This window comes from Alcanivorax sp. (assembly GCF_040119285.1).
Taxonomy (GTDB): Bacteria; Pseudomonadota; Gammaproteobacteria; order Pseudomonadales; family Alcanivoracaceae; genus Alcanivorax.
In genome coordinates this window covers 575868-600582 of the sequence record NZ_JBEDTY010000032.1, presented here as the reverse complement: position 1 = coordinate 600582, position 24715 = coordinate 575868, and the positions used below count along the sequence as shown (strand labels likewise).

At 54.4% G+C, this 24715-nt stretch carries 22 protein-coding genes; 11 read left to right on the top strand and 11 right to left on the bottom strand.

Annotation, left to right across the window (positions count from 1 at the left end; translation table 11 throughout):
• Positions 1-2385 (top strand): endopeptidase La, encoded by a 2385-nt coding sequence (lon, locus tag ABNH10_RS12180; RefSeq protein WP_349386188.1) that lies wholly within the window; start codon positions 1-3, stop codon positions 2383-2385.
• Between the two features lie 49 nt (positions 2386-2434).
• Complete coding sequence (locus tag ABNH10_RS12175) at positions 2435-3049, top strand: pseudouridine synthase (RefSeq protein ID WP_349386233.1); 615 nt, start codon at positions 2435-2437, stop codon at positions 3047-3049.
• A gap of 14 nt (positions 3050-3063) precedes the next feature.
• Here the strand turns inward: ABNH10_RS12175 and ABNH10_RS12170 are convergent, their stop codons facing one another.
• Entirely contained in the window at positions 3064-3387 is a 324-nt protein-coding gene (locus tag ABNH10_RS12170) for an SET domain-containing protein (RefSeq protein ID WP_011588476.1), read from the bottom strand.
• 182 nt (positions 3388-3569) lie between these two features.
• Between ABNH10_RS12170 and ABNH10_RS12165 the strand changes: the two genes are divergently transcribed.
• Both ABNH10_RS12165 and ABNH10_RS12160 read left to right on the top strand, forming a co-directional pair.
• Complete coding sequence (locus ABNH10_RS12165; RefSeq protein WP_349386187.1) at positions 3570-5231, top strand: AarF/UbiB family protein; 1662 nt, start codon at positions 3570-3572, stop codon at positions 5229-5231.
• 8 nt (positions 5232-5239) lie between these two features.
• The gene (locus ABNH10_RS12160) at positions 5240-6028 is read left to right on the top strand and encodes a M48 family metallopeptidase (RefSeq protein ID WP_349386186.1); all 789 of its coding nucleotides are present in this window, start codon (positions 5240-5242) and stop codon (positions 6026-6028) included.
• A gap of 130 nt (positions 6029-6158) precedes the next feature.
• Here the strand turns inward: ABNH10_RS12160 and nfuA are convergent, their stop codons facing one another.
• Complete coding sequence (gene nfuA, locus ABNH10_RS12155) at positions 6159-6755, bottom strand: Fe-S biogenesis protein NfuA (RefSeq protein WP_349386185.1); 597 nt, start codon at positions 6753-6755, stop codon at positions 6159-6161.
• Positions 6756-7023: 268 nt separating this feature from the next.
• Here nfuA and ABNH10_RS12150 point away from each other — a divergent pair, with 268 nt between their 5' ends.
• From ABNH10_RS12150 to ABNH10_RS12140, 3 genes are all read left to right on the top strand, one after another.
• Positions 7024-7275 (top strand): DUF2970 domain-containing protein, encoded by a 252-nt coding sequence (locus ABNH10_RS12150; protein WP_349386184.1) that lies wholly within the window; start codon positions 7024-7026, stop codon positions 7273-7275.
• Positions 7276-7408: 133 nt separating this feature from the next.
• Positions 7409-9055 carry a nitrite/sulfite reductase gene (locus ABNH10_RS12145; protein ID WP_349386183.1) on the top strand — a complete coding sequence of 549 codons (1647 nt, stop codon included), beginning with the start codon at positions 7409-7411 and terminating at the stop codon, positions 9053-9055.
• Positions 9048-9536, top strand: a complete 489-nt coding sequence (locus tag ABNH10_RS12140; RefSeq protein WP_349386182.1) for a DUF934 domain-containing protein — start codon at positions 9048-9050, stop codon at positions 9534-9536. The genes ABNH10_RS12145 and ABNH10_RS12140 overlap by 8 nt, the downstream gene beginning before the upstream one ends.
• Before the next feature lie 39 nt (positions 9537-9575).
• Here the strand turns inward: ABNH10_RS12140 and ABNH10_RS12135 are convergent, their stop codons facing one another.
• The 6 genes from ABNH10_RS12135 to ABNH10_RS12110 all read right to left on the bottom strand — a co-directional run bounded on the left by ABNH10_RS12135 (position 9576) and on the right by ABNH10_RS12110 (position 16292).
• Positions 9576-10532: a zinc transporter ZntB gene (locus ABNH10_RS12135; RefSeq protein ID WP_349386181.1), complete on the bottom strand. Its 957-nt coding sequence runs from the start codon at positions 10530-10532 to the stop codon at positions 9576-9578.
• 326 nt (positions 10533-10858) lie between these two features.
• Entirely contained in the window at positions 10859-11854 is a 996-nt protein-coding gene (locus ABNH10_RS12130; RefSeq protein ID WP_349386180.1) for a YhdH/YhfP family quinone oxidoreductase, read from the bottom strand.
• A 39-nt stretch (positions 11855-11893) separates the two neighbouring features.
• Positions 11894-12946: a protease SohB gene (gene sohB, locus ABNH10_RS12125; protein WP_349386179.1), complete on the bottom strand. Its 1053-nt coding sequence runs from the start codon at positions 12944-12946 to the stop codon at positions 11894-11896.
• A gap of 183 nt (positions 12947-13129) precedes the next feature.
• Positions 13130-13777, bottom strand: coding sequence for a hypothetical protein (locus ABNH10_RS12120; RefSeq protein WP_349386178.1), 648 nt, complete (start codon positions 13775-13777; stop codon positions 13130-13132).
• Between the two features lie 12 nt (positions 13778-13789).
• A complete protein-coding gene (gene nudC / locus ABNH10_RS12115) occupies positions 13790-14590 on the bottom strand; it encodes an NAD(+) diphosphatase (protein WP_349386177.1) in 801 nt (266 codons plus the stop codon).
• A 22-nt stretch (positions 14591-14612) separates the two neighbouring features.
• The gene (locus tag ABNH10_RS12110) at positions 14613-16292 is read right to left on the bottom strand and encodes a FimL-related protein (protein WP_349386176.1); all 1680 of its coding nucleotides are present in this window, start codon (positions 16290-16292) and stop codon (positions 14613-14615) included.
• Between the two features lie 395 nt (positions 16293-16687).
• On the opposite strand from ABNH10_RS12110, the gene nhaB reads away from it, so the two are divergent.
• Positions 16688-18280, top strand: a complete 1593-nt coding sequence (gene nhaB, locus ABNH10_RS12105) for a sodium/proton antiporter NhaB (protein WP_349386175.1) — start codon at positions 16688-16690, stop codon at positions 18278-18280.
• 95 nt (positions 18281-18375) lie between these two features.
• Here the strand turns inward: nhaB and dnaQ are convergent, their stop codons facing one another.
• From dnaQ to ABNH10_RS12090, 3 genes are read right to left on the bottom strand one after another with little or no spacing between them, the layout of a single operon-like run.
• Positions 18376-19119: a DNA polymerase III subunit epsilon gene (dnaQ, locus tag ABNH10_RS12100; protein ID WP_349386174.1), complete on the bottom strand. Its 744-nt coding sequence runs from the start codon at positions 19117-19119 to the stop codon at positions 18376-18378.
• Entirely contained in the window at positions 19119-19574 is a 456-nt protein-coding gene (gene rnhA / locus ABNH10_RS12095) for a ribonuclease HI (protein WP_349386173.1), read from the bottom strand. The genes dnaQ and rnhA overlap by 1 nt, the downstream gene beginning before the upstream one ends.
• A 4-nt stretch (positions 19575-19578) precedes the next feature.
• Positions 19579-20355 carry a class I SAM-dependent methyltransferase gene (locus tag ABNH10_RS12090; protein ID WP_349386172.1) on the bottom strand — a complete coding sequence of 259 codons (777 nt, stop codon included), beginning with the start codon at positions 20353-20355 and terminating at the stop codon, positions 19579-19581.
• Between the two features lie 95 nt (positions 20356-20450).
• Between ABNH10_RS12090 and gloB the strand changes: the two genes are divergently transcribed.
• From gloB to ABNH10_RS12075, 3 genes are all read left to right on the top strand, one after another.
• Positions 20451-21224, top strand: a complete 774-nt coding sequence (gene gloB, locus ABNH10_RS12085) for a hydroxyacylglutathione hydrolase (protein ID WP_349386171.1) — start codon at positions 20451-20453, stop codon at positions 21222-21224.
• A 68-nt stretch (positions 21225-21292) separates the two neighbouring features.
• Entirely contained in the window at positions 21293-22903 is a 1611-nt protein-coding gene (locus tag ABNH10_RS12080; protein ID WP_349386170.1) for a lytic transglycosylase, read from the top strand.
• Positions 22881-24713 carry an extracellular solute-binding protein gene (locus tag ABNH10_RS12075; RefSeq protein ID WP_349386169.1) on the top strand — a complete coding sequence of 611 codons (1833 nt, stop codon included), beginning with the start codon at positions 22881-22883 and terminating at the stop codon, positions 24711-24713. Before ABNH10_RS12080 ends, ABNH10_RS12075 begins: the two co-directional genes overlap by 23 nt.
• Positions 24714-24715 lie beyond the last annotated feature (2 nt).

The following is a 24715-nucleotide window of genomic DNA, read 5'->3' as shown; positions in this document are numbered from 1 at the left end:
ATGACTGACAACGATACTGCCCATCACGATAACGACACTGCGCAACCGCTGTCCGGCAGCCTTTCCGTGCCGGACCACACCCCTCCGCAGCGAATCTATTTGATTCCGGTCAAGCATCGCCCCTTCATGCCCGGGCTGGTGCAGCCTGTGATGCTTGATAAAAAACGCTGGCAACAAACTTTAGAGCGTGTAAGCCAAACCCCCCACCAATCGTTGGGGCTGGTGTACGTTGGCGAAAAAAACCCCGATTCGGTTAGCGTTGATGATTTTCCCGAGTATGGCTGCCTAGTCAAAGTGCATGCCCTCAATGAAGAGCATGATCAATTCCAGCTAGTAGCTCAGGGCACAGCCCGTTTTCGGGTGAATACCTGGCTGAATCGTAAACGCCCCTTCATGGCGGAAGTCAGCTACCCGGAGCCACGGGCGGATGCCGATGAAACCATCCGTGCCTATGGCATGGCCATCATCAACACCATTAAAGAACTACTGCCACTGAACCCTCTATACAATGAAGGTCTGCGGCACTATTTGCAGAATTTCTCCCCCAGCGAACCATCACCACTTACGGATTTCGCTGCCGCACTGACCAGCGCCAACGGCGTAGAGTTACAGACCATTCTAGAAACTGTGCCACTGAAGCCGCGCATGGAAAAAGTGCTCACTCTAGTTAAAAAGGAACTGGAGGTTGCCCGGCTGCAAAGCGAAATTTCTGACGAGGTGAACGAAAAGGTAAGTCAGCATCAGCGTGAGTTCTTCCTGCGCGAACAACTGAAAATTATTCAGCGGGAATTGGGCCTGAGCAAAGACGACAAAACCGCGGAAGCCGATACTTTTCGCGAACGCATGGACGCCTTGTCACCGCCTGAGCCAGTAAAAAAGCGTTTTGATGACGAATTGCATAAGCTTTCCGTGTTGGAAACCGGCTCACCGGAATACGGCGTTACCCGCAATTATCTAGACTGGCTAACCAGCGTGCCCTGGGGACAGTACAGTGATGATAATCTGGACCTGGCACACGCACAGGCTGTGCTTTCAGAGCATCACACTGGTTTGAATGATGTCAAAGATCGCATCATTGAATTCCTTGCCGTGGGTGCCCTGCGGGGCGAAGTCAAAGGCTCTATCATTCTTTTGGTAGGCCCACCCGGGGTGGGCAAAACCAGTATCGGTAAATCCATCGCCGATGCACTGGATCGCCGTTTCTACCGATTCAGCTTGGGCGGTATGCGTGACGAAGCCGAGATCAAGGGGCACCGCCGCACCTATATCGGCGCCATGCCCGGCAAGCTGGTCCAGGCTTTGAAAGAAACCGGCACCAGCAATCCGGTGATTATGCTCGACGAAGTCGACAAACTGGGCCAGTCCTTCCAGGGCGATCCGGCCTCAGCGCTGCTGGAAGTGCTGGACCCGGAACAAAATCAGGATTTTCTCGACCATTACCTGGACGAGCGACTGGACCTGAGCCATGCCCTTTTCATCTGTACCGCCAACACACTGGACAGCATCCCCAGCCCTCTGCTCGATCGCATGGAGGTCATTCGTCTCTCCGGTTACATCACCGAAGAGAAAGTGGCCATCGCCCGGCAGCACTTATGGCCTCGGTCACTGGAACGTGCTGGGGTAAAACCGGCTCAGCTGCGAATCAGTGACAGCGCCCTGCGCCTTGTGGTCGAAGGCTATGCCCGCGAAGCCGGGGTAAGGAACCTGGAAAAACAGCTCAACAAGATGATCCGTAAAGCGGCAGTAAAACTGCTGGCCGGAGAGAAGAAAATCAGTATTTCCGGTAAAAACCTGACGGACTTCCTTGGCCAACCGTATTTCCAGACCGAGAAGACCCAACGGGGCGTGGGTGTCGTCACCGGCTTGGCTTGGACATCCATGGGGGGCGCAACCCTCTCCATTGAAGCCAACGTGGTGCACAGTAAGCAACGGGGCTTCAAACTCACCGGGCAGCTGGGTGATGTAATGAAAGAGTCTGCCGAAATTGCTTACAGCTATGTGGCGAGTAATCTTGAGCTGTTCTCCCTAAGCAAGGAACAGCTGGATGATGCCTTTGTGCACCTGCATGTGCCTGAAGGAGCCACCCCGAAGGACGGCCCCAGTGCTGGCATCACCATGGCTACGGCACTACTCTCACTGCTAATGAAAAAACGGGTCCCCCGTAAGGTTGCCATGACCGGCGAGCTTACTCTCACCGGCCAGGTGCTAGCGGTGGGAGGGATTCGCGAAAAAGTAATCGCCGCTCGGCGGGTAGGCATCAAGGAGATCATTCTTCCAGAGGCCTGTCGTCGCGATTTCGACGAACTCCCTGATTACCTCAAACACGGTCTCAGCGTACATTTTGCCGAACAATACAGCGATGTCTTCCGCATCCTCTGGGCCTGAGAGCTCACCCTACTATATCGTCCCCTTCTGCCATGAGCGGGTGGGGACGATATACCGCGATGAGCACCTCCTGCTCATCAACAAACCCGCCTACCTGTTAAGCGTGCCAGGGCGTGCACCAGAGAATAAAGACTGTGCTATTCGCCGTCTGCAGCAGCGTTACCCGGATATCCGGCTGGTTCATCGACTGGACTTGGATACCTCTGGGATCATGGTGTTCGGGCTCACCGCCTTTGCACAAAGTAAGTTGAGCCGGCTATTTCAGCTTCGAACAGTAAAAAAACGTTATCAGGCGATTGTGCATGGGCTGGTTGAGGAGAACGCCGGCAGTATCGACCTTCCCTTGATCGCAGACTGGCCCAAGCGCCCCTTGCAGAAGGTCTGTCACGAGACAGGCAAAAACGCATTGACCCATTATCGCGTTCTGGAGCGAGACATCCCTGGAAATCGCACTCGGCTAGCGCTGAGCCCGGTCACCGGGCGTAGCCACCAATTGCGGATTCATTGCCGTGAACTGGGGCACCCGATCATCGGTTGCGACATGTACGCTCCTGCGGAAATCGAAGCACTGAGCCCTCGCTTATTGCTCCATGCAGAATGGCTGGCCTTCAACCACCCACTTACTGGATTGTGGCAAGAGTTCACGTCCCCCTGCCCTTTCTAACAGGATAAAGTCAGCTAGCACCACTCTTCGCCATAATCGTGAAACAGTTCCTCCCCAGCTTTAATGGTTTTCAGGGCTACCACACTGAAATCATCGTAATAAACCACATTGGCGCGTTTACTGTGGTTGATGAATCGTAAGTCGCACAGAACCCGATAGCGTTCTTCACCATCGTCATCCAGCCACAAAACGTAGGGCCCGCTACCCTTAGCCCGTTTCACTTTGCATTGTCCCAATTCAGTATTGCGGGGAATATTCTGGCTCGCAAAAAGGCCCCGCCCGTGTACCGGACTTTCACGGACTTCAACCAGATCATCACGTAGATAATGTTCAGACATGTTTACGCTTTACCTTGCTGTGACTGCCATGGCATCTTGCCAGAAAATCATGAATGCTGTTAGCGAGGGTGGAACACCTTGGGGCCTGCAGAAAGGCCACCGTACTATCAGTAACCTGTTGCAGCCTTGCGACAACAGGGCCAAAACGAACGGTACAGCACCAGCCTACAGGGACATATGTTGTGAACATTGTGCACACTGGCAAAAATATTCTGCGCATGAATGAACTGGCCGCGATTCTGCTCAAATACGGTTTCGCCGATGTGATTCGCCGGCTTGGCCTTTCCACCCCGGTGGAGCATGCGGGGAAACTGGTTCGCAGCAGCATGAAGCCGGACATGCTTCGCATGGGCACCGCACAGCGGTTACGCCATGCCATGGAGGAAATGGGCCCCACCTTCGTTAAACTCGGCCAAGTTCTGGCAACCCGTGTGGATATGTTTCCCATGGACTGGATCACCGAGTTCGAAAAATTGCAGGATCAGGCACAACCCATTCCCTTCAGCACGTTGGCCCCTCACATAGAATCCGCGCTGGGAAAACCCATCGACACCCTATTCTCACACATCAATCCAGACCCGATCGGGGTCGCGTCTATCGGCCAGGTACACAGCGCCCTGACCCGGCGAGGCCAAAAAGTAATTTTGAAGGTCCAGAAGCCCGGCATCGGTGACAAGATCGACTCGGATCTTCGCCTCCTCGATCAACTGGCCAAACTGGCCGCCGATAACTCCATAGAATTACGTCGCTATCGCCCTGTGGAACTGGTGCGCGAATTCAAACGTTCATTAATTCGCGAGTTGGACTTCACCATTGAAGGACGCAATGCAGAGCGTATTCGTAAAAATCTGAAAGAGTTTAAATGGCTCCGCATTCCCAAAGTATATTGGGAAATGTCATCGTCGACGGTTCAGGTTCAGCAACAAATTGAGGGGATTCCTGCCAAATCCGTGGAACGGCTTGAGTCGGCAGGATTGGACCGGGCATTAATCGCGCGTCGAGGCGCCTTGGCCGCATGGAAAATGGCGCTGGAAGACGGCTTTTTTCATGCGGATCCGCACCCAGGCAACTTTATCATTATGTCTGGGAACCGTATTGCCATGCTCGATTTTGGCATGGTCGGCAAACTCAGCGACAGTCGACGTGAGCAAATCCTACAGATCACGCGGGCAATGGTCATGCGTGAAGCGGAGCAATGCGCCGGAGTGCTGACGGGTTGGGCAGAGGGCCAGCCCATCAAATTTGATCAGCTGGTTTCCGATGTGGAAGACGTGATCAGCCAGTATCACGGGGTCTCCCTCTCTCAGCTGGATATCTCCGCCCTGCTTAACGACATTACCGCCTTGGTACGTAATCATAATCTGGTTCTACCCAGCGATATCGCTTTGCTTATCAAAGCGATTATCACCTTGGAAGGTTTCGGCCGGTTATTAAATCCGAACTTCGACCTGATTAGCGAAGCCGAGCCGCTTCTTAAGCGTATGATTCGCACCCGCTATTCCCCGGTACGGCTGGCCAAGAACCTTAGCCTGCGAGCGTTAGACGTGGTGGATAAGGTTTACGCCCCACCCCCCGTACCTGGTCAAACGCCCCCGGGTGAAACCGGCATTGATCCAAGGCATCTCGAGCGGCTGATCACCCGAATTGAACGAGGTCAATATCGGCAGGTACAAACCTTGCTTATAACAGGAGGATTGTTGGCCGGTGCTATCATGCTTAGTGGTCGAGTCCCACCTGCCCCTTGGGGAATTTCGGTGTTTGGCTTTATCATGTTTATTTCCAGTGCCGGCTGGGCTGCCTGGCTAATGTTTGTGTCCCGACGCTTTCTTCGGGAATGGGAGTAAAATAGACCATGACGTTGCGTAACTTTTTCACTTTTGGCGTACTGGCCGCAAGCCTTGCCGCCTGTGCCACCTCTCCGCTTGGTCGGCAACAGTTCCTGTTATTGCCTGCCAATCAGATAGATGAAATGGGCGTGACCGCCTACGCACAGATGAAGGACGAAAACCCATTAAGTAGCAGCGAACAACAAACGGCTTATGTACGTTGTGTCGCCACCGCAATTACCAGCACCTTGGATGATTCTCAGCAGTGGGAAATCAATCTCTTCCAAGATGACTCCGCTAACGCCTTTGCCCTGCCCGGTGGGAAAATCGGGGTTAACACGGGGCTATTGAAAGTAGCCAACAACCAAAGTCAGCTTGCCACGGTGATTGGCCATGAAATTGGCCACGTCCAAGCGCAGCACTCCAATGAAAGAATGTCGCTGCAATACGCTACCCAAGGCGGCATGCAAGTGCTGGGGGCTCTGGCCGGAGCAGACAGCGCAGCCAAACAAGGCGTACTCGCGGCCCTGGGCGTGGGTGCTCAATACGGACTAACCCTCCCCTTCAGCCGCAAACATGAAGCCGAAGCCGATATTATCGGGCTACAGCTCATGGCACAGGCAGGGTTTGATCCACGCGAGAGCGTGTCCCTGTGGCAAAACATGAGTGCCGCTAACGGCGAAGAGCCACCGGAATTCATGTCAACTCACCCCTCGAACAGCACCCGTATCAATGGCCTTGAAGCACGTATCCCTGAAGTTATGCCACTGTATAATCAGGCGAAAGCGGCTGGCCGAAACCCGCAATGCGGGTAAAGAACAGCAAGCCACGGCACTAAGTAAACTCCTCTTGCTAAAAATGCCGAGCCTCACGCTGAGCCACGGCTTGAAACAAAAAAACCGCACCCTTTCGGGCGCGGTTTTTTTGTAGCTAGAAGCTTACCTGTTAGCTGTAATATGCGTTATCCGTCACGGTATGGTCGGTCTTGTCGCGAACGCCGGCGAGTTCCGGAATCCGCTCCTGGAGGGTTTTCTCCACGCCGTCACGCAGGGTCACATCCACCACCGAACAGCCTTGGCAGCCACCGCCGAACTCCAATACGGCCACATTATCGTCGGTCAGCTCCAGCAACTGCACACTACCGCCGTGGGCTGCCAAATTCGGGTTGATCTCGGCATACAGCACATAGTTGATCTTCTCTTCAATAGTGGCGTCTTCGCTGATATCTGGCACCCGGGATTTGGGCGCCCGGAAGGTGAGTTGCCCGCCCATGCTATCTTTCTTGTAGTCGATCACTGCATCTTCGAGATAACGCACGCTTTTCCCCTCAATCCAGGCATGAAACCCTTCATAGTCGTAGCGAACATCGCTTTCTTCCTGCTCGCCCTCCGGACAATAGGCCATGCAACACTCTGCGTGAGGGGTCCCCGGGCGCTCGACAAAGATACGCACACCAATTTCTGCCTGATCCTGCTTACTTAGTAAATCACGCAAGTAATCCCGGGCGGTTTCGGTAATGTCGATCAACTGCTCTGCCATCATGATTCCTGATTGAGATAAATGAACTCATACGCAATAGAGCGCGCAATGAGTAAAGCGGCGACACGCGCAAGCCTTCTTTCCCGACTATTTTAGTCAGGTACTCACCAGTTGCAATGGCGTCACCCTATCTACAATTCAAGAGTGAGCCTGTGGGCGCTGTCGCTGTGCAGCTGTCGAGGGTACAATGTAAGGCTTCGTGCCCCTCCCGTGAAGGTAATGGCGCACGGACATCCAACGTTTAGCCTTTCAGCAAAACACAGGATCATCCATGTCAGATCAACAAGCCGAACAAAACCAGACCGACGATCAGAATCAGGATAGCGGCAAACCTACGCTGTGGCAGACCATTCACAGCATCCTGGCCGGTCTATTTGGCGTCCAAAGCAGCAAAAACCGGGAACGGGATTTCACCAAAGGCGATGCTGGCAGCTTTATTGGTGTGTATGTGGTGCTGGTGGTGGCTCTGGTGATCGGCATGGCGGTGACCGTGAACCTGGTGCTGGATGCCGCCGCTAAATAGCGCCAAGTAATAGAGATATGCCAAGATATTTCTTTTCACTATAAGGGCGCTTTGCTAGAGTGCCGCACTGCCCCCGTCGGGAGCAGCGCTTACCTATTGAATTTTAAGCATTTAAGGACGGTGATACAGTCCCATGTACGTCTATCAGGAATACGATCAACGGTTGCTGGAAGAGCGGGTGGCGCAGTATCGCGACCAGACCCGCCGTTTTCTCGCCAATGAGCTCAGCGAAGATGAGTTTCTGGCCCTTCGCCTGCAAAACGGCCTCTATATCCAGCGTTATGCGCCAATGCTGCGTATTTCCGTTCCTTACGGTCTGCTGGCAAGTCGCCAACTGCGCCGGCTTGCGCATATCGTGCGGACCTATGACAAAGGCTTCTGCCATGTCAGCACTCGCCAGAACATTCAACTGAACTGGCCTTGCGTAGAAGAAGTGCCGGATATTCTGGCGGAATTGGCCGACGTACAGATGCACGCTATCCAAACCAGCGGTAACTGCATCCGTAATATCACCACCGACGAATTGGCTGGCGTCAATCCGAAAGAAATTGAAGATCCACGCCCTTGGTGTGAAATTATCCGCCAATGGTCCACCTTCAATCCGGAATTCGCTTACCTGCCGCGTAAATTCAAGATTGCTGTTAACGCCGTCCCTGACGCGGACCCGGCACTGATCGGTGTCCACGATATCGGTGTGCAAATTGTTCACAACGCCAGTGGCGAAACCGGCTTCCAGGTTTGGGCTGGTGGCGGCCTGGGCCGCACCCCAATGACCGGTGCCGTGATCGGTGAATTTGTGCCGTGGCAAGATTTGCTTGCTTACCTCGAGTCCATCCTTCGGGTGTACAACAAGTACGGTAACCGGGACAACAAATATAAGGCGCGCATCAAGATTCTGGTGAAAGCGCTGGGGGCGGAAAAATACCGCGAATTGGTCGAGCAGGAATTTGCCGAGCTGAAAGGCGGCGAGATGACCCTGACCAGCGAAGAAGTGGCACGGATCAAGGGCTGCTTCACTGCCCCCGACTACCAGAACCAGAACACCGCTGATCTGGAGAGCAAGCTGGCCGAGAACAAGGCTTTCAGCCGCTGGTACCACACCAATACCCGTGCTCACAAGCAGCACGGCTACCGCGCGGTTACCCTCACACTGAAACGTACCGGCCGTGTACCTGGCGATATCAGCGATGAGCAGCTGGAAGCGGTGGCGGACCTAGCTGATCAGTACAGCTTTGGCGAACTGCGCAACAGCCATCAGCAGAACATGGTGCTGTCTGATGTTGCAGCAAATGACCTCTATGATCTCTGGAAAGCACTGGATGGACTCGGCTTTGCCACTCCGAATTTGGGTCTGCTGACAGATATCGTGGCTTGCCCCGGTGGCGATCTCTGCGCCCTGGCCAACGCTAAATCGATTCCTATTGCCGAATCTATCCAGCGTCGCTTTGATGATGTGGATTACGTGCATGACCTGGGCCCACTGGACCTGAATATTTCAGGTTGCATGAACGCCTGTGGTCACCACCACATTGGCCACATCGGCATCCTTGGTGTGGACAAGAAAGGCAAGGAGTTCTACCAAGTCACTCTGGGCGGGCGTGGCGACAAGCTGTCCCGAGTGGGTGAAAAAATGGGGCCCTCTTTTGAGTCCGACGAAATCACCGACGTGGTAGAAAAAATCATCAAGCTCTATGTGGAAAAACGCCTCGAAAACGAGCCGTTTATCGACACCTACGAGCGCATTGGCATGGACCCGTTCAAGGAGCGCATCTATGGGTAAGGTAATCATTGATCGCGCTATCGTGGATAACCAGTGGCAGCGCCTTGAAGGTGACGCTCTGGATGCTGAGCTACCCGGCGGCAAGATCATTGTGCCGCTTGCCTACTGGCAGGCCCACCGTGACGCTCTGCTAAGCCGTGGCGATGTGGCCGTGTGGCTGGCACCGGGTGAAGAACCGAAAGATCTGGAAGACGACCTGGGTACCCTGCCCTTGGTTGCCATCCATTTTCCGGCTTTCAAGGACGGCCGCGGTTATTCCTATGCCCGTGAGTTGCGCACCCGCTACCACTTCAAGGGTGAAGTACGCGCCACCGGCGACGTGTTGCGTGACCAGCTTTTCTACATGACCCGCTGTGGATTCAATGCCTTTGAAGTGCGCGAAGACCGCAGCATCGAAGAAGCGCTTGAGAGCCTGAAGGATTTCAGCGTGACCTACCAGGGTGACGTGAATGAGCCCCGGCCCCTATACCGTCGAAGTTAATCAGAACGCTTTAGCGCCCTACAAAACGCCGCTGTGACGCTAGAGCCAGCGGCGTTTTAGCATCCACACCAACACCCCAAAGCTAACCACGCCGATCCCCGCCATAAACCACCAGAAGCCAGCGGGATTATCTACACCTGGCACCCCCCCCACATTGATACCGAACAAGCCGGTAAGAAAGCCTAACGGCAAGAACAAGGCGGTAATCATCGCCAACAGATACATTCGGTCGTTGATCGCTTCGTTCTGCACCGAAAAAACCTCTTCCTGCAACAAAGTGGCATGCTCACGGGCCGCATCCAGGTCTTCCAGTAAACGCTGCAGCCGATCGCCAGCTTCGCGAAGCAACAACGCATCGCCGCCGGCGAACATTGACTCGTTCTGCAGTTTTATTAACGCTTCTCGCTGCGGTGCGAAAAAACGACGCAATGTGATGGATCGACGACGAAGCTGACTAAGGCGTGGCGTCAGACTAATCGTTGGTGACTCCTCAATGGATAACGCGCAGTCTTCCACCTCGGACTCCAGGTTTTCAATCACGTCTTCCATTCGCCAAATCAACTGATCGACAAGTCGTGCGACCAGGCCAGGAATGTCGACAGCACCGGCACCGCCGTCAAACTCTTCCTGCGCCGTTACCAGAGACAGCAGCGTCCGTTTTTGGGTACTGATCATTCCCTTGGGGCCAACCCACAAGCGCAAGGCAATCATGTCCTCAGGCCGCGCTCCGGGATGAAGATTGACGCCTCGCAAGTAAACCAACAACCCGCCCGCCACCTCAGTGGCACGAGGTCGTGTTTCCATGGTCGTAAGTGCTGAAATCACCATCGGCGGGATGCTCTGCTGCTCCAGCCAGTGCTGGCTTTCAGGCTGCGTATAGTCCAGATGAACCCAATATGGCGTCGTTTCGGTCAGTGGCACGTGAGCATCGAAGGGGCTCGCCCCGCCCTGTCCATCCAGTGTCAGGGCTATTTTCAACCAGTGGGACTCGTTCATAAGCATCCTTTGCACTCGAAACCACATAACATGCAGCCACCGTTCACAGCATGCGTGAGCTGGCCAAAACGCACAAACAAAAGGTTCACAACAGATGCCTGTGTAACACCTGTTGTGCCAGATAAATTGCATGGCTGCCGAGAAACAACAGCGCTTCGGGATGCCAAACGGACATCGCCTTGAATGATGAGAAAAAGCGTTAGTTGGAGCAAGAGGCAAACGTATAACCTGTTCAGGTCAGCTCCCGTGTCCAGGCAGAACGGCACAAAAAAAAGCGCGGATAGACCGCGCTTTTTTACGTGCTCTCCGCCGTCAAAAGACCGTGGTTATTGCCCCGGTAGCTTCACCACCACTCGGCCGCGAACGCCACCGGCCAGGATGCGATCCACCCAATCGGTCACGCCGGAAAGCTCCGTTTCCGCAGCTTCAAGCAATCCAAGATCCCTGGGCATCCACTCATCAGCCAGCAACTGCCACATTTGCTGTTTAATTTCACAGGGCAGCTCTACGCTGTCTACCCCCAGCAAATTTACCCCGCGCAAAATGAACGGGAAAACTGTCATTTCCAGTTTTGGGGAACCAGCCAACCCGCAGCACGTGGCGCTGCCTCCGTACTTGAGGCCTTTTAAGGCTGCCGCGAGCATCTCACCGCCAACACAGTCCACCGCGCCGGACCATTGCTCCTTGGCCATGGGTTTGGCTGCACTTTCCAAAAAGGCATTACGCTCGATAATGCGAGCTGCGCCAAGCGCGGTTAACCATTCGCTGGCATCCGCTTTACCACTAACGGCCACAACCTCAAATCCGAGCTTGGCCAGTATCGCTACACTGATGCTGCCCACGCCGCCGGTCGCACCGGTCACTACTACCGGACCCTGATCAGGATTAACACCGGTATCCAGCAGCGACTCAACGCTCAGAGCCGCGGTCAGGCCAGCGGTACCCAATAACATGGCGTCCCGCGGCGCCAAGCCTTCAGGTAGTGGCACCAGCCACTCTGCAGGTACGCGAATATACTCCGCATAACCACCATCCGTATTCATTCCCAGGTCATAGCCCGTGCAAATCACCGCATCACCCACACTGAAAGGCCCATCACTGGCTTCTTCAACCACGCCAACGGCATCAATACCCGGCGTATGGGGAAATTTACGGGTAACGCCCTTGTTACCGGTGGCCGACAGAGCGTCCTTGTAATTCAGAGACGACCACTGCACTCGTACCAATACACCGCCTTCGCCCAGTTCATTCAACTCGCGCTCAACCAGCGCGTTGCTATAGCCAGTATCCGTTTCACGGGTTTGTAATGCCTGAAAGCTCATGGAATCACTCCTGTGCGGTGTTTGTGTTCGGTAAAAAGATTAATGAATCTGGCGCTGGCTACCACGGTGCCAGAACTTTTCCAGCGCGCGGTGGACTGTTGCTTCCAGGGAGAAGCCCAGTTTCTCGCCCAGCTTGCGTTTAGCTTCCCACTGTACTTGGTAGAGCGTTTGGCTGTCCTTGCGCAGTTGTAACAGTTCGTCGCTGGTCATGATTTCATCGACCAGTCCCAGCTCCTTCGCCTGGCTGCCAAACCAGTGCTCGCCAGTGGCAACCTTGTCCAGATCTAGCCCACGACGGTTATCTCTGACAAAACCCTTGAACAGCTGATGGGTATCCTCCAGCTCTTCCTGGAATTTGGCGCGACCTTTTTCGGTATTCTCGCCCAGCATGGTCATGGTGCGTTTGTACTCGCCAGCAGTCATCAGCTCCACATCAATATCGTTTTTCTTCAGCAAACGATGGAAGTTGGGGATCTGGGCGACTACGCCAATCGAGCCAATAATAGCAAAGGGGGCAGCCACAATGCGATCCGCGATACAGGCCATCATGTAACCCCCACTGGCGGCCACCTGGTCCACAGCAATGGTCAATTTGATGCCCTGATTGCGAATTCGGCGCAACTGCGAGGACGCCAAGCCATAGCTGTGTACCAGACCACCCGGACTTTCCAGGCGAACCAGTACTTCGTCATCTTGGGTGGCAACCTGCAAAATGGCGGTAATCTCCCGGCGCATATGATCCACATCGCTGGCCTGTACATCACCATTGAAATCAAGCACAAACAAACGCGGCAGAATTTTGTCTTCGGTGCCGGCTTTCTTTTTTTGTTTGGCTTCCAGCTTCTCCTGTTTTCGCTTAGCCTTGTGGGCTTTTTTGCGCTGGGCTTCCGGGATAATTTCCGCCTCGAGAGACTCCTTGAGATCATCGAACTCTTCATTGAGATGGCGGACTTTCAATTCACCATCTTGGTCACTTTTGCCTCGATTGCGTGAAGCCACCGTCGCAATGCCGCCCAAAACAAACAAAATCGCCACTACCATTGTGGCGACTTTGGCCAGAAACATGCCGTATTCCATTAAAAACGCGATCACTGTTTATCTACTCTCCAAGGGACCTGGCGCCCGGCGCCAATCAATTCAGGGAAATCAAACTCTGGTTGATTCTACATAAGCCAGAGCCATTGGGGTAATCAGAGCAAAACAAAGATCGGGCAAGATGGCACTTGCCCGGACAGGAAGCATGTCAGCGGCAATATTCCGCCGATGCAAGGGACATCAGTCCCAGCCAGAAATGGCTTGTTGTGCACTACCGTTCATGGGCCGCGCCACCAGGCCCGTGGGCCCCACATTGACCTCAAACAGAGCACCATCCGCCATAGGCAAATAAGCGGCGCTGCCGTAACGGGCATCGATGATCAAGCTCCAGCCTTCCTTAGCCAGCAACCAGACATCTAAGCCCACCGGGTCACGATGCAAGCCGTAGACGGTACGGTCCCGGGAGCGCTCATCTTCAAGGGCATAATAGCGGCCCTGGATCCGATCCAGTTGATAGCCGGGCTTCAATCCAAGCAGACTAAAAGGCATCTTCCACTTGATAATGCGGGCGTCCAGTTGCCACTGGTCCCCTTTCAAGCGAAAGTCTTCTGCACTGCCATCCGTTCGGGTCACGGTAGCGATAAAGGACTGATCACCGGACTCCCGGAAACTCACCGTTGCCACCGATATTTCCTGAGCGTATTCCTTGTAGCCATAAAGGTTGAGTGCGAACACGCTCATATAAATAGCCAGAGCCACCAATAACAACCCTGCTGTGCCTTTCAGCCATTGCAGCACCCATTTCTGGCGCAACAAGACCCAAGCACCCAGCAGTACAAGGAGTAGGCTAAAAACGATAAGCACCAAGGGCGCCAGAGTGTAGTTCATGCTTGAATCCTTCTAAAAACGTGCAATCCATTGGTCAATCAGCAAACGGGCAATACTTCCCGACGGCGGAACCATGGGCAAATTCTGATAATGAAACCAGGCCGCATCGACAATTTCATCGTCTTCAAGGCGGATCTCACCACCCGCATATTCCGCCATGAACCCCAGCATCAAGGAGTGAGGAAAAGGCCAGGACTGGCTATTCAAATATTCCAGGTTCTTCACCGAGATGCCGCTTTCCTCCATCACCTCTCGTGCCAAAGCTTGCTCGGCTGTTTCACCGGCCTCCATAAAGCCGGCCAGACAGGAATAAAAGCCGTCCGGGAAACGGGCAGAGCGCCCCAGCAACGCATACTCGCCATCGGTTACCAGCGTGATGATGCAGGGGGTGATGCGCGGATACTGGAAATAACCACACTGCGCACAGGTCATCGCCAGGTCGCGAGGATGTGGCTCGGTAGGTGAGCCGCAACGGCTACAGAAACGGTGATTCTTGCGCCAGCTCAGAAACTGCAAGGCCCGGCTCGCCATGGAAAATTCGGCGTCACTCAAGATGGCCCCGATAAGCCGACGCAACGGAACACGCTGCAATTGCCCATCATCAAATTCATGATGGGCAAATTCACAGACATAGCAGGGCTGGCCATCCAGGAAGCCCAAGAAGTGGTAATCAGGATGCTGTCTAAGCCACTTGGCTGGCAGTTGAGGGAACTGCCAATCCGTCTGGGTGGAAATCAATACATCCTGTTCGTGAATGACATAACAGCGAGCGCTATCCGCGTCATGAGATTCTGGGGAGGAAAGATCAATCATGGATGTCTCTGTTGCAATGGGCTCAAGCTACCTTTGACACTGGAAAGCCTAATGCATTCATGCTTTTCTCAGCTACCTCCAGTACACCGTCGCCAATAGGTTTCTGTTCTTCCATGCTTTCCAAGTAATAGTCCACTCCGGTCAGAGCATCGGCCAGGGTTTCCATGTTTTCCTGAGTCGGCGCCTGATCACCACCCAACAACCGGCTACTGATGTATTTGTGGCACGCTTGCGTTACTGCCTTGGCACGATCCAATTCCAGGAACATTAAGCCACCGGCAATGGAAGCAAAGGTCCCGGGCAGATTGGACAGGTGCATGGCATCCCAGTTGTTATCCATGAAAGAGGAAACAGAGCGTTTGGCTAACGCCAGACCGGCACGGCATTCACCCACCACCGTCATGCGAGCGTCATCCAGCTGATACAGGGAGATATTGCTATTGTTGGCTGAACGATGAACGTCATCCTCAGGGTTGATGCTTCGCTCGAGGCCCGCCACCACATTTTCCACGATCAATAGATCATCTACCAACGCATGGAACGCTTCCCCTTCCACGCTCTGATCGGGCGCCCACCGAGCCACTTCCTGAGCACGCAGTTTAATGGCGCGGGATTGCTCATCCTTGTTGATCATGTCCAAAGTGCTGCCCAGACGATTCAGGCTTGCGGCCACCGACTGGTAATTGGTATCCGCCACCCCTTGCGAAGCTAGATCCAGGCTTTCTTTCAACTCGGCAATCTCATCGCGCAAGGCGCTGGCAACAGAACGAATCACCGAACCGCTGGCGCCCGTCATCAACGCCAGCTCACGCTGCAAAACAACATCACTCACTTCAGACTTCAAACCAAAAGCCTGTTTGATGTCACCGATTGCACCACTTTTCTGCGCAGACAACGAGACGATATAAAGACTTTCCTTGATTAACAGCAACGGCGCCTCCTCCGTCATTGCCTGATCACTGCCGAAAACCAGCTTCTTTAGCTGCCGGTCATATTGTGAGAGCAGCGCTTTACGGGCCGGGGTAATCGCCATCTGATCGCAGTACATGGCCATCAACACCGCCTGGGACACCCACAGGAAGCGACTCAAACCACATTGGCCTGCGGCGCGGTCCAGTCGCACTAAAGCCCGCGCCATCAGCTTAAGGTTAGCACTATTATTTTGACCGCGGAGCACCCCAAGTAACCCGACCTGATACATATGCCGCAGCCGGCGGGATAGGTCGGACAATTCACTAACGGACATGTCCCGTTGTGGGGCTGGCGGCACACGCTGCCGGGATAAATCGGCGCTAAAGAAGTGACTTTCCTGGATTAACCCTTTGCCACCGGCCCGTCGCAGCTCATTAATGCCGCCAATCAACAACGCCGGTAGCGTGCGATTCTTCAGCTGCACGTAATCAAAATAGCGGGTGAGCAAGACAATCGCGTTACTCAATGCCTGAATACGGACGTCAGAAACTTTTTCCTGCAGCTCCCGGGCGGCCAGCGCCATTTCTTCACTCATTAAGGCTGCCGCAGGCAGCTCTACCACCTGGCAGATACCCCGAAGTTGCTGAAAGGCTTGCGCACAATGCTGCAACTCATCGTGACGGCTACGATCGTCGGAAAACGCCTCAAGCTGGGTTTCCGCTTCCGTCAGGGTGGTATCTATGGCTTCCTTGAGAAAAGTCAGGGAGGTGGTGTTTGTTATGGCAACCATGGACTCTCCGCAAGCACCAAACTGTTATTATCATCAGGTTCGTCCGTAGGGTGCGCAACCCCCTGGATACACCCGCAATACTCATAATAAGATTGTAAAACAAGGTGCATCACACTCTTGCACGTAATTAAAGACTGCGTCAACTTTCATTTGTAAACAACTGATTTGTTGATGATTTGTTAACCTGCACACACTCCTCTTCATCGCTATAGGGCGCAGGCATCTACGTACGCCAGCCTGCTATGTCAACCGCTCCCATGATCTAGGACAAATTGCCCCACTGTTTACCCTGTACTGGGCCATAGCAAGTCCTTATCATTGCCGCGCCGTGCTCCTGCCCGTACGCAGACAGCCCGGGAACACCTTTATCCTTCGCCGTTCAGCAGGAACCCGTCATGTCAGCCACGTTAGGCCGCGCCTTTGTACAGAATTTCCTGGGGCAGGCTCCTGCCTGGTACAAGTACACGATCGTCGCCTTTCTGCTTATCAACCCGTTGGTCGCCCTGACACTGGGCCCGGTAACCGCAGGCTGGCTGCTGCTGGCCGAATTCATCTTCACTTTAGCCATGGCGCTCAAGTGCTATCCATTACAGCCTGGCGGGCTACTGGCGATTGAAGCAGTAATGATCGGCCTGACCTCCGCAGAAACAGTGCTACATAAGGTGGTCGGCAATATTGAAGTAATGTTACTGCTGATCTTTATGGTCGCTGGTATCTACTTCCTTAAAGATTTACTGCTGTTCATGTTCACCCGCATTCTGCTCGGCGTTAAATCCAAGGTCACGCTGAGTCTGTTGTTCTGTGCCGCTGCGGCCTTGCTGTCTGCTTTTCTTGATGCATTAACGGTTACCGCCGTGGTGATTGCCGTATGCACTGGCTTCTACGGCATTTACCACAAGGTCGCCTCCGGCAAGACGTTCCAGCAAAAACATGACCATGGTGACGACACCACTGTGGAAGAATTACACCGTGAAGACCTGCGCCGCTTTCGGTCATTCCTGCGCAGCCTGCTAATGCACGCCGCCGTCGGTACCGCTCTGGGCGGCGTCTGCACGCTAGTGGGCGAACCCCAGAACCTGCTAATCGCCAATAAGGCCGGCTGGGAATTCGGTGAATTCTTCCTGCGCATGGCGCCCATTACCCTGCCAGTACTGGTGATGGGCTTCTTCACCTGTGCTTTCCTGGAATTCAGCGGCAGCTTCGGCTACGGGGAGGATATTCCTGAAAAAGTCCGCGGCATCATGCGCCAGTACGCCCTGGAGCAGGACCGCAAACGCACTCCACAAAATCGCGCCGCCTTGGTTATTCAGGCAATCACCGCTGTTTGGCTGGTCATCGGATTGGCCACCCATGCCGCCTCTGTTGGTTTAGTAGGGCTCACGGTAATCATCCTGGCCACTTCGTTCACTGGGATCATCGAAGAGCATCGTCTGGGCGCCGCGTTCGAGGAAGCCCTGCCCTTCACCGCCCTGCTCACGGTGTTTTTCGCGGTGGTGGCAGTGATTGCTGACCAGCAGCTTTTCGCGCCGGTAATTGAATACGTGCTCACTCTGGAGAAGCAGGTGCAGGGGCCAGCTTTCTACATGGCTAACGGCATACTCTCGGCGGTGTCCGATAACGTTTTTGTGGCAACAGTCTATGTCGATGAAGTGGGCCAAGCGTTGCTGAAGAACGAAATTGACCGCGATACTTTCGACCTGCTGGCAGTAGCCATCAACACCGGCACCAACATTCCCTCTGTGGCCACGCCAAACGGTCAGGCGGCATTCCTGTTCCTGCTGACTTCAGCACTGGCGCCGTTGGTGCGATTATCCTATGGACGCATGGTGGTTATGGCCCTGCCTTACACCATCGTGATGTCGATTACCGGCCTGGTCATGACCGCCACGGTGCTTGAGCCTGCCACTGACTACCTGTACGAAAATGGCTGGATTCAGCATCATCAGGTGGAAGATCTTCAAGAAACGCCGGTAATCCCAGGGCACTGATTGCCCTGGAAATCCCGAGGTAAAATGGGGATGGCGAACAAACCTGCTAGTTGGATGGGCTCGAGCCATCAGGCCCTGCACAGACGGCACTTCCATTATTGTAGCGGCGTATCGCTGTTCTGCCCAAGGCTCTGCCAAACCGTGGGTTCCCCATTCTTTTGCGCAATAGCGGCCAGCTTGTTGCGGTGACGTTGTTGCTCATTCTCGCTGGCATGCACCACACAAAGCGGGGATCGATCGGCACTTAAGCGCCTGATGACCTCTGCTGCGGCGTCACCACCCCGCTCACTGCTATCGTTACCGCCCGAAAAAAGGCGAGTTTGCCCGCCCGTCATGGCAAGATAAACGTCTGCTAGAATCTCCGCATCCAATAAGGCGCCGTGCAGTTCACGGTGCCCGTTTTCCACGAAATAACGGCGACATAAAGCATCAAGGTTATTCTTCTGCCCAGGGTGTTTCTGGCGCGCCATAACCAAGGTATCCAGCACCCCACAACGCTGTTCAATGGTCCCATAGCGTGTGCCAAGCCGGCGCAACTCATGGTTGAGAAAGCCCACATCGAAAGGGGCGTTGTGAATGACCAGTTCAGCGCCATCCACAAACGACAAGAATTCATCAACCACCTTGTCAAACGTAGGCTTGTCCGCCAAGAATTCGCTACTGATACCGTGGACCGCCAACGCTCCCGCATCGATTTCCCGCTCAGGGTTCAAGTACAGGTGCAGGTTATTTCCGGTCAGGCGGCGATTTTTCATCTCCACACAACCAATTTCAATCACCCGGTGCCCGTCATTGGGCTCAAGGCCAGTGGTTTCCGTATCCAATACAACCTGACGCATCAGCTAGCTTGCCCCTGCTTGTGTTTCATTTCCTCAATTCCTCGGTTAGCCAGCGCATCAGCGCGCTCGTTACCCGGATGACCACTGTGCCCCTTGACCCACCGCCAGTCGATGTCGTGGCGTTGCACTGCCGCATCCAGGCGCTGCCATAGGTCAACGTTTTTTACAGGCTGCTTGGATGCCGTTTTCCAGCCCCGTTTTTTCCAGTTCGCCATCCACTGTGTAATGCCATCCATGACGTACTTGGAATCCGTGGTCAACACCACCTGACAGGGCGAGTTGAGCGTTTCCAGCGCCACAATCGCCGCCATCAGTTCCATACGGTTGTTGGTGGTTTCCGGCTCACCGCCGCACAATTCTTTCTCCTTATCACCATAAAGGAGAATCGCGCCCCAACCACCCGGACCGGGATTACCACGGCAAGCGCCGTCGGTATAGATAATCACATTTTTCAAAGATTCAAGGCTCCCTGCTCTGTTGGCCCCACCGGGCCACCGGGACTGGCACCACCGTATTACGCGGCACCTTGCATTGTCGGGTGGCCAACGGACGAACAACACCGGCCCGTTTTCTCGCCACCAGAAGGTATGCATTGCCGTGGCGAGGCCATAAAAAGCGACCCAGCCAGTCAAGCATTCGCATTCGGCTGCGGCCACGGTCGGACAGCGGCATAGTATAGAAGCCACTGGCCATGCCATCGACCTCAAATCCGAGAACTTGCAACCAGTCGGTTAAACGGTTGGGACGGTAGTAGCGCCCCATCCATCCCGGTGACTTCCACCAAAGCAGCCAGCGTGCCAACCCCATAATACTGAGTGGATGAAAGCCGATGATCGCTATCTTGCCACCGGGAGCCATACAGCGGGCAGCCTCGCGTAATGCCTGATGAGGGTCAGCGGAGAAGTCCATGGTATGGTGAAGTAACAGCACGTCCACACTATTTTTTGCTATCGGCAGCAAATCCAGCCGTGAATACAGCTTCACGCCGGTAAAACCGGGTGGCGCAATGCTGGTTTGCCAACGCAGCGGCGATTCCGACATAAGGTCACGTCCGCCGCTAGAGTAAACCGCCACCGCGCGCTGCCCAGCTTGACTGCGAAGCCACTCGGTCAGCATGGCCTTTTCGGCACTCAACAACGCCTGCCCCGGCTCGCTGTCTAGCCATTCATCAAAGTCTCTGCCCAGTTCACCGGGAGAGGTATTAAACGAAATACGGTTGAGTGGAGGTAGCTGCATGGCGGACAATCTCTTCATTCATGAATGTTAATTCATGCTTATAAAGCACCGAACCCGTGCAGAATCTATAGCACGTAAACAGGAGCGTAACACACATGACAGCCAGCCCTATCGCCATCCCTGCCTTCAATGACAACTACATTTGGGCGTTTCACCAACAGGATCAATGTGTGGTGGTCGACCCCGGTGACGCAGAACCTGTAGAGCGTTATTTGCGCGAGAACGGCCTGTCTCTATCCGCTCTGCTGATTACCCACCATCACCCTGATCATGTCGGCGGTGTCGCAGCGCTTACCAAACACCGCGACATCCCAGTCTACGGCCCCGCAAAGGAATCCATTCCGGCCATGAGCCACCCTCTACACGAAGGCGATACCATCACCCCGGCGGGTACAGATCTAGCGTTCACCATCATGGAGGTTCCAGGCCACACCCTCGGACACATCGCCTTCATCAACGCCGCGCACAATTGGCTCTTCTGCGGAGATACCCTGTTTGCCGGGGGGTGTGGCCGTCTATTTGAAGGGACGCCAGCGCAGATGTTCCACTCGCTTGAACGCCTAGCTGCCCTCCCCGAAGAAACCTTAGTGTTTTGTGCACACGAATACACCCAGGCCAACCTGACATTCGCTGCTGCTGTAACCCCGAATGATTCAGGGGTTCAAGCACGCCTTCAAGACGTCACCGAACGGCGTAATAAAGGTAAGATTTCGCTGCCTTCCTCTCTCGCCGAAGAGAAAGCCACCAATCCCTTTTTACGCAGTGATAACGAAGAGGTGAAAGCGTCCTGTCAACGCCATGAGCCCGGATGCGGAGAATCTGATATTCAGTGTTTTGCAGCCTTGCGTCGCTGGAAGGATAACGCTTAGCGTCGCATCCTTGCCGTATCGTCTTTGCGACGCCAGAATGCATCAAATTCTTAGCGTTGTTCATAATTATGAAACACATTATTCCTTTGGCCTTTTTATTTGGCTTGGGGGCTCTCGGTGGCTGTGCCACCAATGACTCCCTAGAAAATCTCCCTCCCATGCCGGCCGCTAAGCCCTCTGTGGATGACCTAAAATTGGGCAACGGCATGGATGAACCGGCCCCAGTGGACGACAAAAACAAGCAGGCAATAGGGGATGAGGATCTCTGGGTGCGTCTGCGTAGCGGCTACGGACTGAATCTGAGCATAAAAAATGATCGCATTCGCGTGCAACGCGAATGGTACGCTCGCCATCCTCAATACTTCACTCGTGTCACCAGGCGCTCTGAGCGTTACCTACACTACATTATCGAACAGGCTGAGGCTCGTGACATGCCACTGGAGTTGGCATTGCTGCCCATCGTGGAAAGTGCCTTCGACCCCTTTGCCTATTCCCATGGCCGTGCTGCGGGCCCTTGGCAATTCATTCCCTCCACCGGCGATTATTTCGGTATGCAGCGCACTTGGTGGGAAGACCAACGCCGCGACATTCTTAAGTCCACCAACGCTGCATTGGATTATCTACAAAAACTTTCCAGCCGTTTCGACGGTGACTGGCTGCTGGCACTAGCCTCCTACAATGCTGGTGGCGGCACCATTTCCCGGGCTATCCGACACAATGAAGAAGCGGGTAAACCCACCGACTTCTGGAACCTGAATCTGCCGCGCGAAACCACGGCCTATGTCCCTAAGCTGCTCGCAATCGCACAAATTGTAGGCGACCCGGACACCTATAATGTGCCCCTACACCCGATCGCCAACGAACCCTACTTCGTTACAGTTAAAACAGGCGGCCAGATTGATTTGGCACAGGCCGCGCGGCTGGCGGATATTTCCGTGGAAGAGCTTTACCTGCTAAATCCCTCCTATAACCGTTGGGCCACCTCACCCGACGGTCCCTTCCGCTTGCTCGTCCCGGTCGATCGGGCCGAACGATTCAGGAACAAGCTGGTCGACCTGCCTAAAGATCAGCGCATGCAGTGGGCCCGTTACCAGATTCGCCCCGGCGACAGCCTGGGTGCTATTGCCCGCCAGTACCGCACCACCCCCCAGGTACTGCGCAATATCAACCACCTCAAGAACAACACCATTATCGCTGGTCGCACCCTGTTAATTCCCGGCCCAGCCTCCGCTAGCCGTGATTACAGCCTTAGCGCTGAATCACGACTGGCCAAGACACAATCGAAACAACCTAAAGGGCGCAAACGGGTCGACTACACGGTTCAGTCCGGTGAGACCCTATGGGAGATTGCCCGTCGCCATAAGGTCGGCGTACCAGAGTTAGCCAAATGGAATGGGATGGCCCCTAAAGATAACCTGCGAGTCGGACAGAACCTGGCGGTATGGACCAAAGGCAGCCTGGCAGCCAGCCCCGCTAACGTGCCTGCTGCCAGCAAACCCAATATGTTGCGAAAAGTCCGCTACCCGATTCGTAACGGCGATTCCTTGTATGCCATTGCTGACCGCTTTAATGTATCAGTCAACGACATAAAAAGCTGGAACAACAGTGTAGCCAGCAATCAATACATACAACCCGGGCAACGGCTGACACTCTACGTTGATATTCGCCAAACGCACTAACTTTACCCTTGCCCTGCTGGGCCTGCTGCTCGGCGTGATATGTCACGCCGAGCCTATCCGAAGCCACGGCTATCATCCGTTCGGCAGCCTCAAGTATCCTGCTGATTTCCAACATCTGGACTACGTCAACCCGGATGCGCCCAAGGGCGGCACCCTGCGGTTATTCGGCCAGGGTACCTTCGACAGCCTGAACCCTTACATCCTCAAAGGGCGAAGCCCTGCTGACACCCCAGGCATTCAAATGTATGGGGTCACCGAAATTGCCGACAGCCTGTTGATGGGAAGCCAGCCCCATAACCCATTGGGCGATGAAGCTGGAGCGGCTTACGGCTTGATTGCTGACTGGCTGGAGTATCCAGAGGATCGCAGATGGTGCATCTTCCATATTCGTGACGAAGCACAGTTTCATGACGGTCATCCGATCCGGGCTGACGATGTGGTGTTCTCCGTAAATATTCTGCGCGAGAAAGGCCACCCGGAATTCGCTCTGCGTCTGGCGGACATTGCCAACGTTGAAGCGATCGATTCACAAACGGTGAAATTTACCTTTCACCGCGGCCGTCGCGATTTGCCCCTGGTGGCCGGAGCTATTCCCATTCTGCCCCGCCACTACTGGCAACAGCATGATTTCGACAGCGCCTCACTGGCTCCACCTCTGTCTAGCGGGCCTTACAAGGTCACCGAAGTGAAGGCTGGTCGGCAAGTCACCTTTACCCGGGTAAAAGATTACTGGGGCAAAGATTTACCAGTGAATCGTGGCCGTTATAATTTCAACATCGTAGAGTTCGAGTTCTACCGCGATGCTGATGTGGGCTTCGAAGCGTTTAAAGCCGGGGGCTACGATGTCCATTATGATTACAGCTCCAAGCACTGGGCCACGGCCTACGAATTCTCAGCGTTAAAAGCAGGTAAGGTCAAACGGGCTGAAGTCCCTCATCGCATTCCCCGCCCAGTACAGGCTTTCTTCTTCAACACCCGCCGCGCGCCCTTCAATGATATTAATGTGCGTCGAGCGGCCAGCCTGCTGTTCGATTTTCAGTGGTCCAACAAGAACCTGTTCAGCGGCGCCTATAAGCGCACGAAGAGCTGGTTCCCCAACAGTGTTTACAGTGCAACAACGCCCGCGTCTGATGCGGAAAAAGCATTGCTTACCCCCTTCCTTGACCAGCTTCCTGACGACTATTTCAGCGCCGACATCAGTCCACCAGTTAACGATGGCAGCGGTCAGATTCGCAATCGAATGCGAGAAGCCCTGGCACTGCTGAAAAAAAGCGGCTGGAAACTGGATGGGCAAACCCTGGTTAACGCCGAAGGCCGCCCGCTACAATTTACTGTCTTGAACTATCACAACCCGGGCATATACCGCATTCTTGCGCCCTGGTTTCGTAATCTGAAACGGCTGGGCATTGAGGCCCAATACCGTGAAATTGATCCTGCCGCCTACAAGCAGCGCCTGGACACCTTCGATTACGATGTGGTGCTTTTTGTACTTCCCGTTCAGGCGTACCCGGGGCCGGAACTGAAAGACTATTTTCCGTCGGCCAGCGCCAAGGTCGTCGGCAGCCGGAACCTGGCCGGTATCCGCAACCCTGTTGTGGACTTTCTTGTCGATCATGCACTCAGCACCGACAACGAAACCGATTACCGACTTAGCTTGCAGGCGCTGGATCGTATGTTGCGCTACCAGCAGTACGGGGTCTTGAACTACTATATTAATGATCACCGTATAGCCTGGTGGGACAAGTTTGCTCGCCCGCCGGAACCAATCCCCTATGGGCTGGGTCTGGACACCTGGTGGTTTAAACAATAACA

Coding starts and splice junctions, on each gene's coding strand:
- lon (WP_349386188.1), top strand. CDS start 1: ATGACTGACAACGATACTGCCCATCACGATAACGACACTGCGCAACCG.
- ABNH10_RS12170 (WP_011588476.1), bottom strand. CDS start 3,387: ATGTCTGAACATTATCTACGTGATGATCTGGTTGAAGTCCGTGAAAGT.
- ABNH10_RS12160 (WP_349386186.1), top strand. CDS start 5,240: ATGACGTTGCGTAACTTTTTCACTTTTGGCGTACTGGCCGCAAGCCTT.
- nfuA (WP_349386185.1), bottom strand. CDS start 6,755: ATGATGGCAGAGCAGTTGATCGACATTACCGAAACCGCCCGGGATTAC.
- ABNH10_RS12150 (WP_349386184.1), top strand. CDS start 7,024: ATGTCAGATCAACAAGCCGAACAAAACCAGACCGACGATCAGAATCAG.
- ABNH10_RS12145 (WP_349386183.1), top strand. CDS start 7,409: ATGTACGTCTATCAGGAATACGATCAACGGTTGCTGGAAGAGCGGGTG.
- ABNH10_RS12140 (WP_349386182.1), top strand. CDS start 9,048: ATGGGTAAGGTAATCATTGATCGCGCTATCGTGGATAACCAGTGGCAG.
- ABNH10_RS12135 (WP_349386181.1), bottom strand. CDS start 10,532: ATGAACGAGTCCCACTGGTTGAAAATAGCCCTGACACTGGATGGACAG.
- ABNH10_RS12130 (WP_349386180.1), bottom strand. CDS start 11,854: ATGAGCTTTCAGGCATTACAAACCCGTGAAACGGATACTGGCTATAGC.
- ABNH10_RS12120 (WP_349386178.1), bottom strand. CDS start 13,777: ATGAACTACACTCTGGCGCCCTTGGTGCTTATCGTTTTTAGCCTACTC.
- nudC (WP_349386177.1), bottom strand. CDS start 14,590: ATGATTGATCTTTCCTCCCCAGAATCTCATGACGCGGATAGCGCTCGC.
- ABNH10_RS12110 (WP_349386176.1), bottom strand. CDS start 16,292: ATGGTTGCCATAACAAACACCACCTCCCTGACTTTTCTCAAGGAAGCC.
- nhaB (WP_349386175.1), top strand. CDS start 16,688: ATGTCAGCCACGTTAGGCCGCGCCTTTGTACAGAATTTCCTGGGGCAG.
- dnaQ (WP_349386174.1), bottom strand. CDS start 19,119: ATGCGTCAGGTTGTATTGGATACGGAAACCACTGGCCTTGAGCCCAAT.
- ABNH10_RS12090 (WP_349386172.1), bottom strand. CDS start 20,355: ATGCAGCTACCTCCACTCAACCGTATTTCGTTTAATACCTCTCCCGGT.
- gloB (WP_349386171.1), top strand. CDS start 20,451: ATGACAGCCAGCCCTATCGCCATCCCTGCCTTCAATGACAACTACATT.
- ABNH10_RS12080 (WP_349386170.1), top strand. CDS start 21,293: ATGAAACACATTATTCCTTTGGCCTTTTTATTTGGCTTGGGGGCTCTC.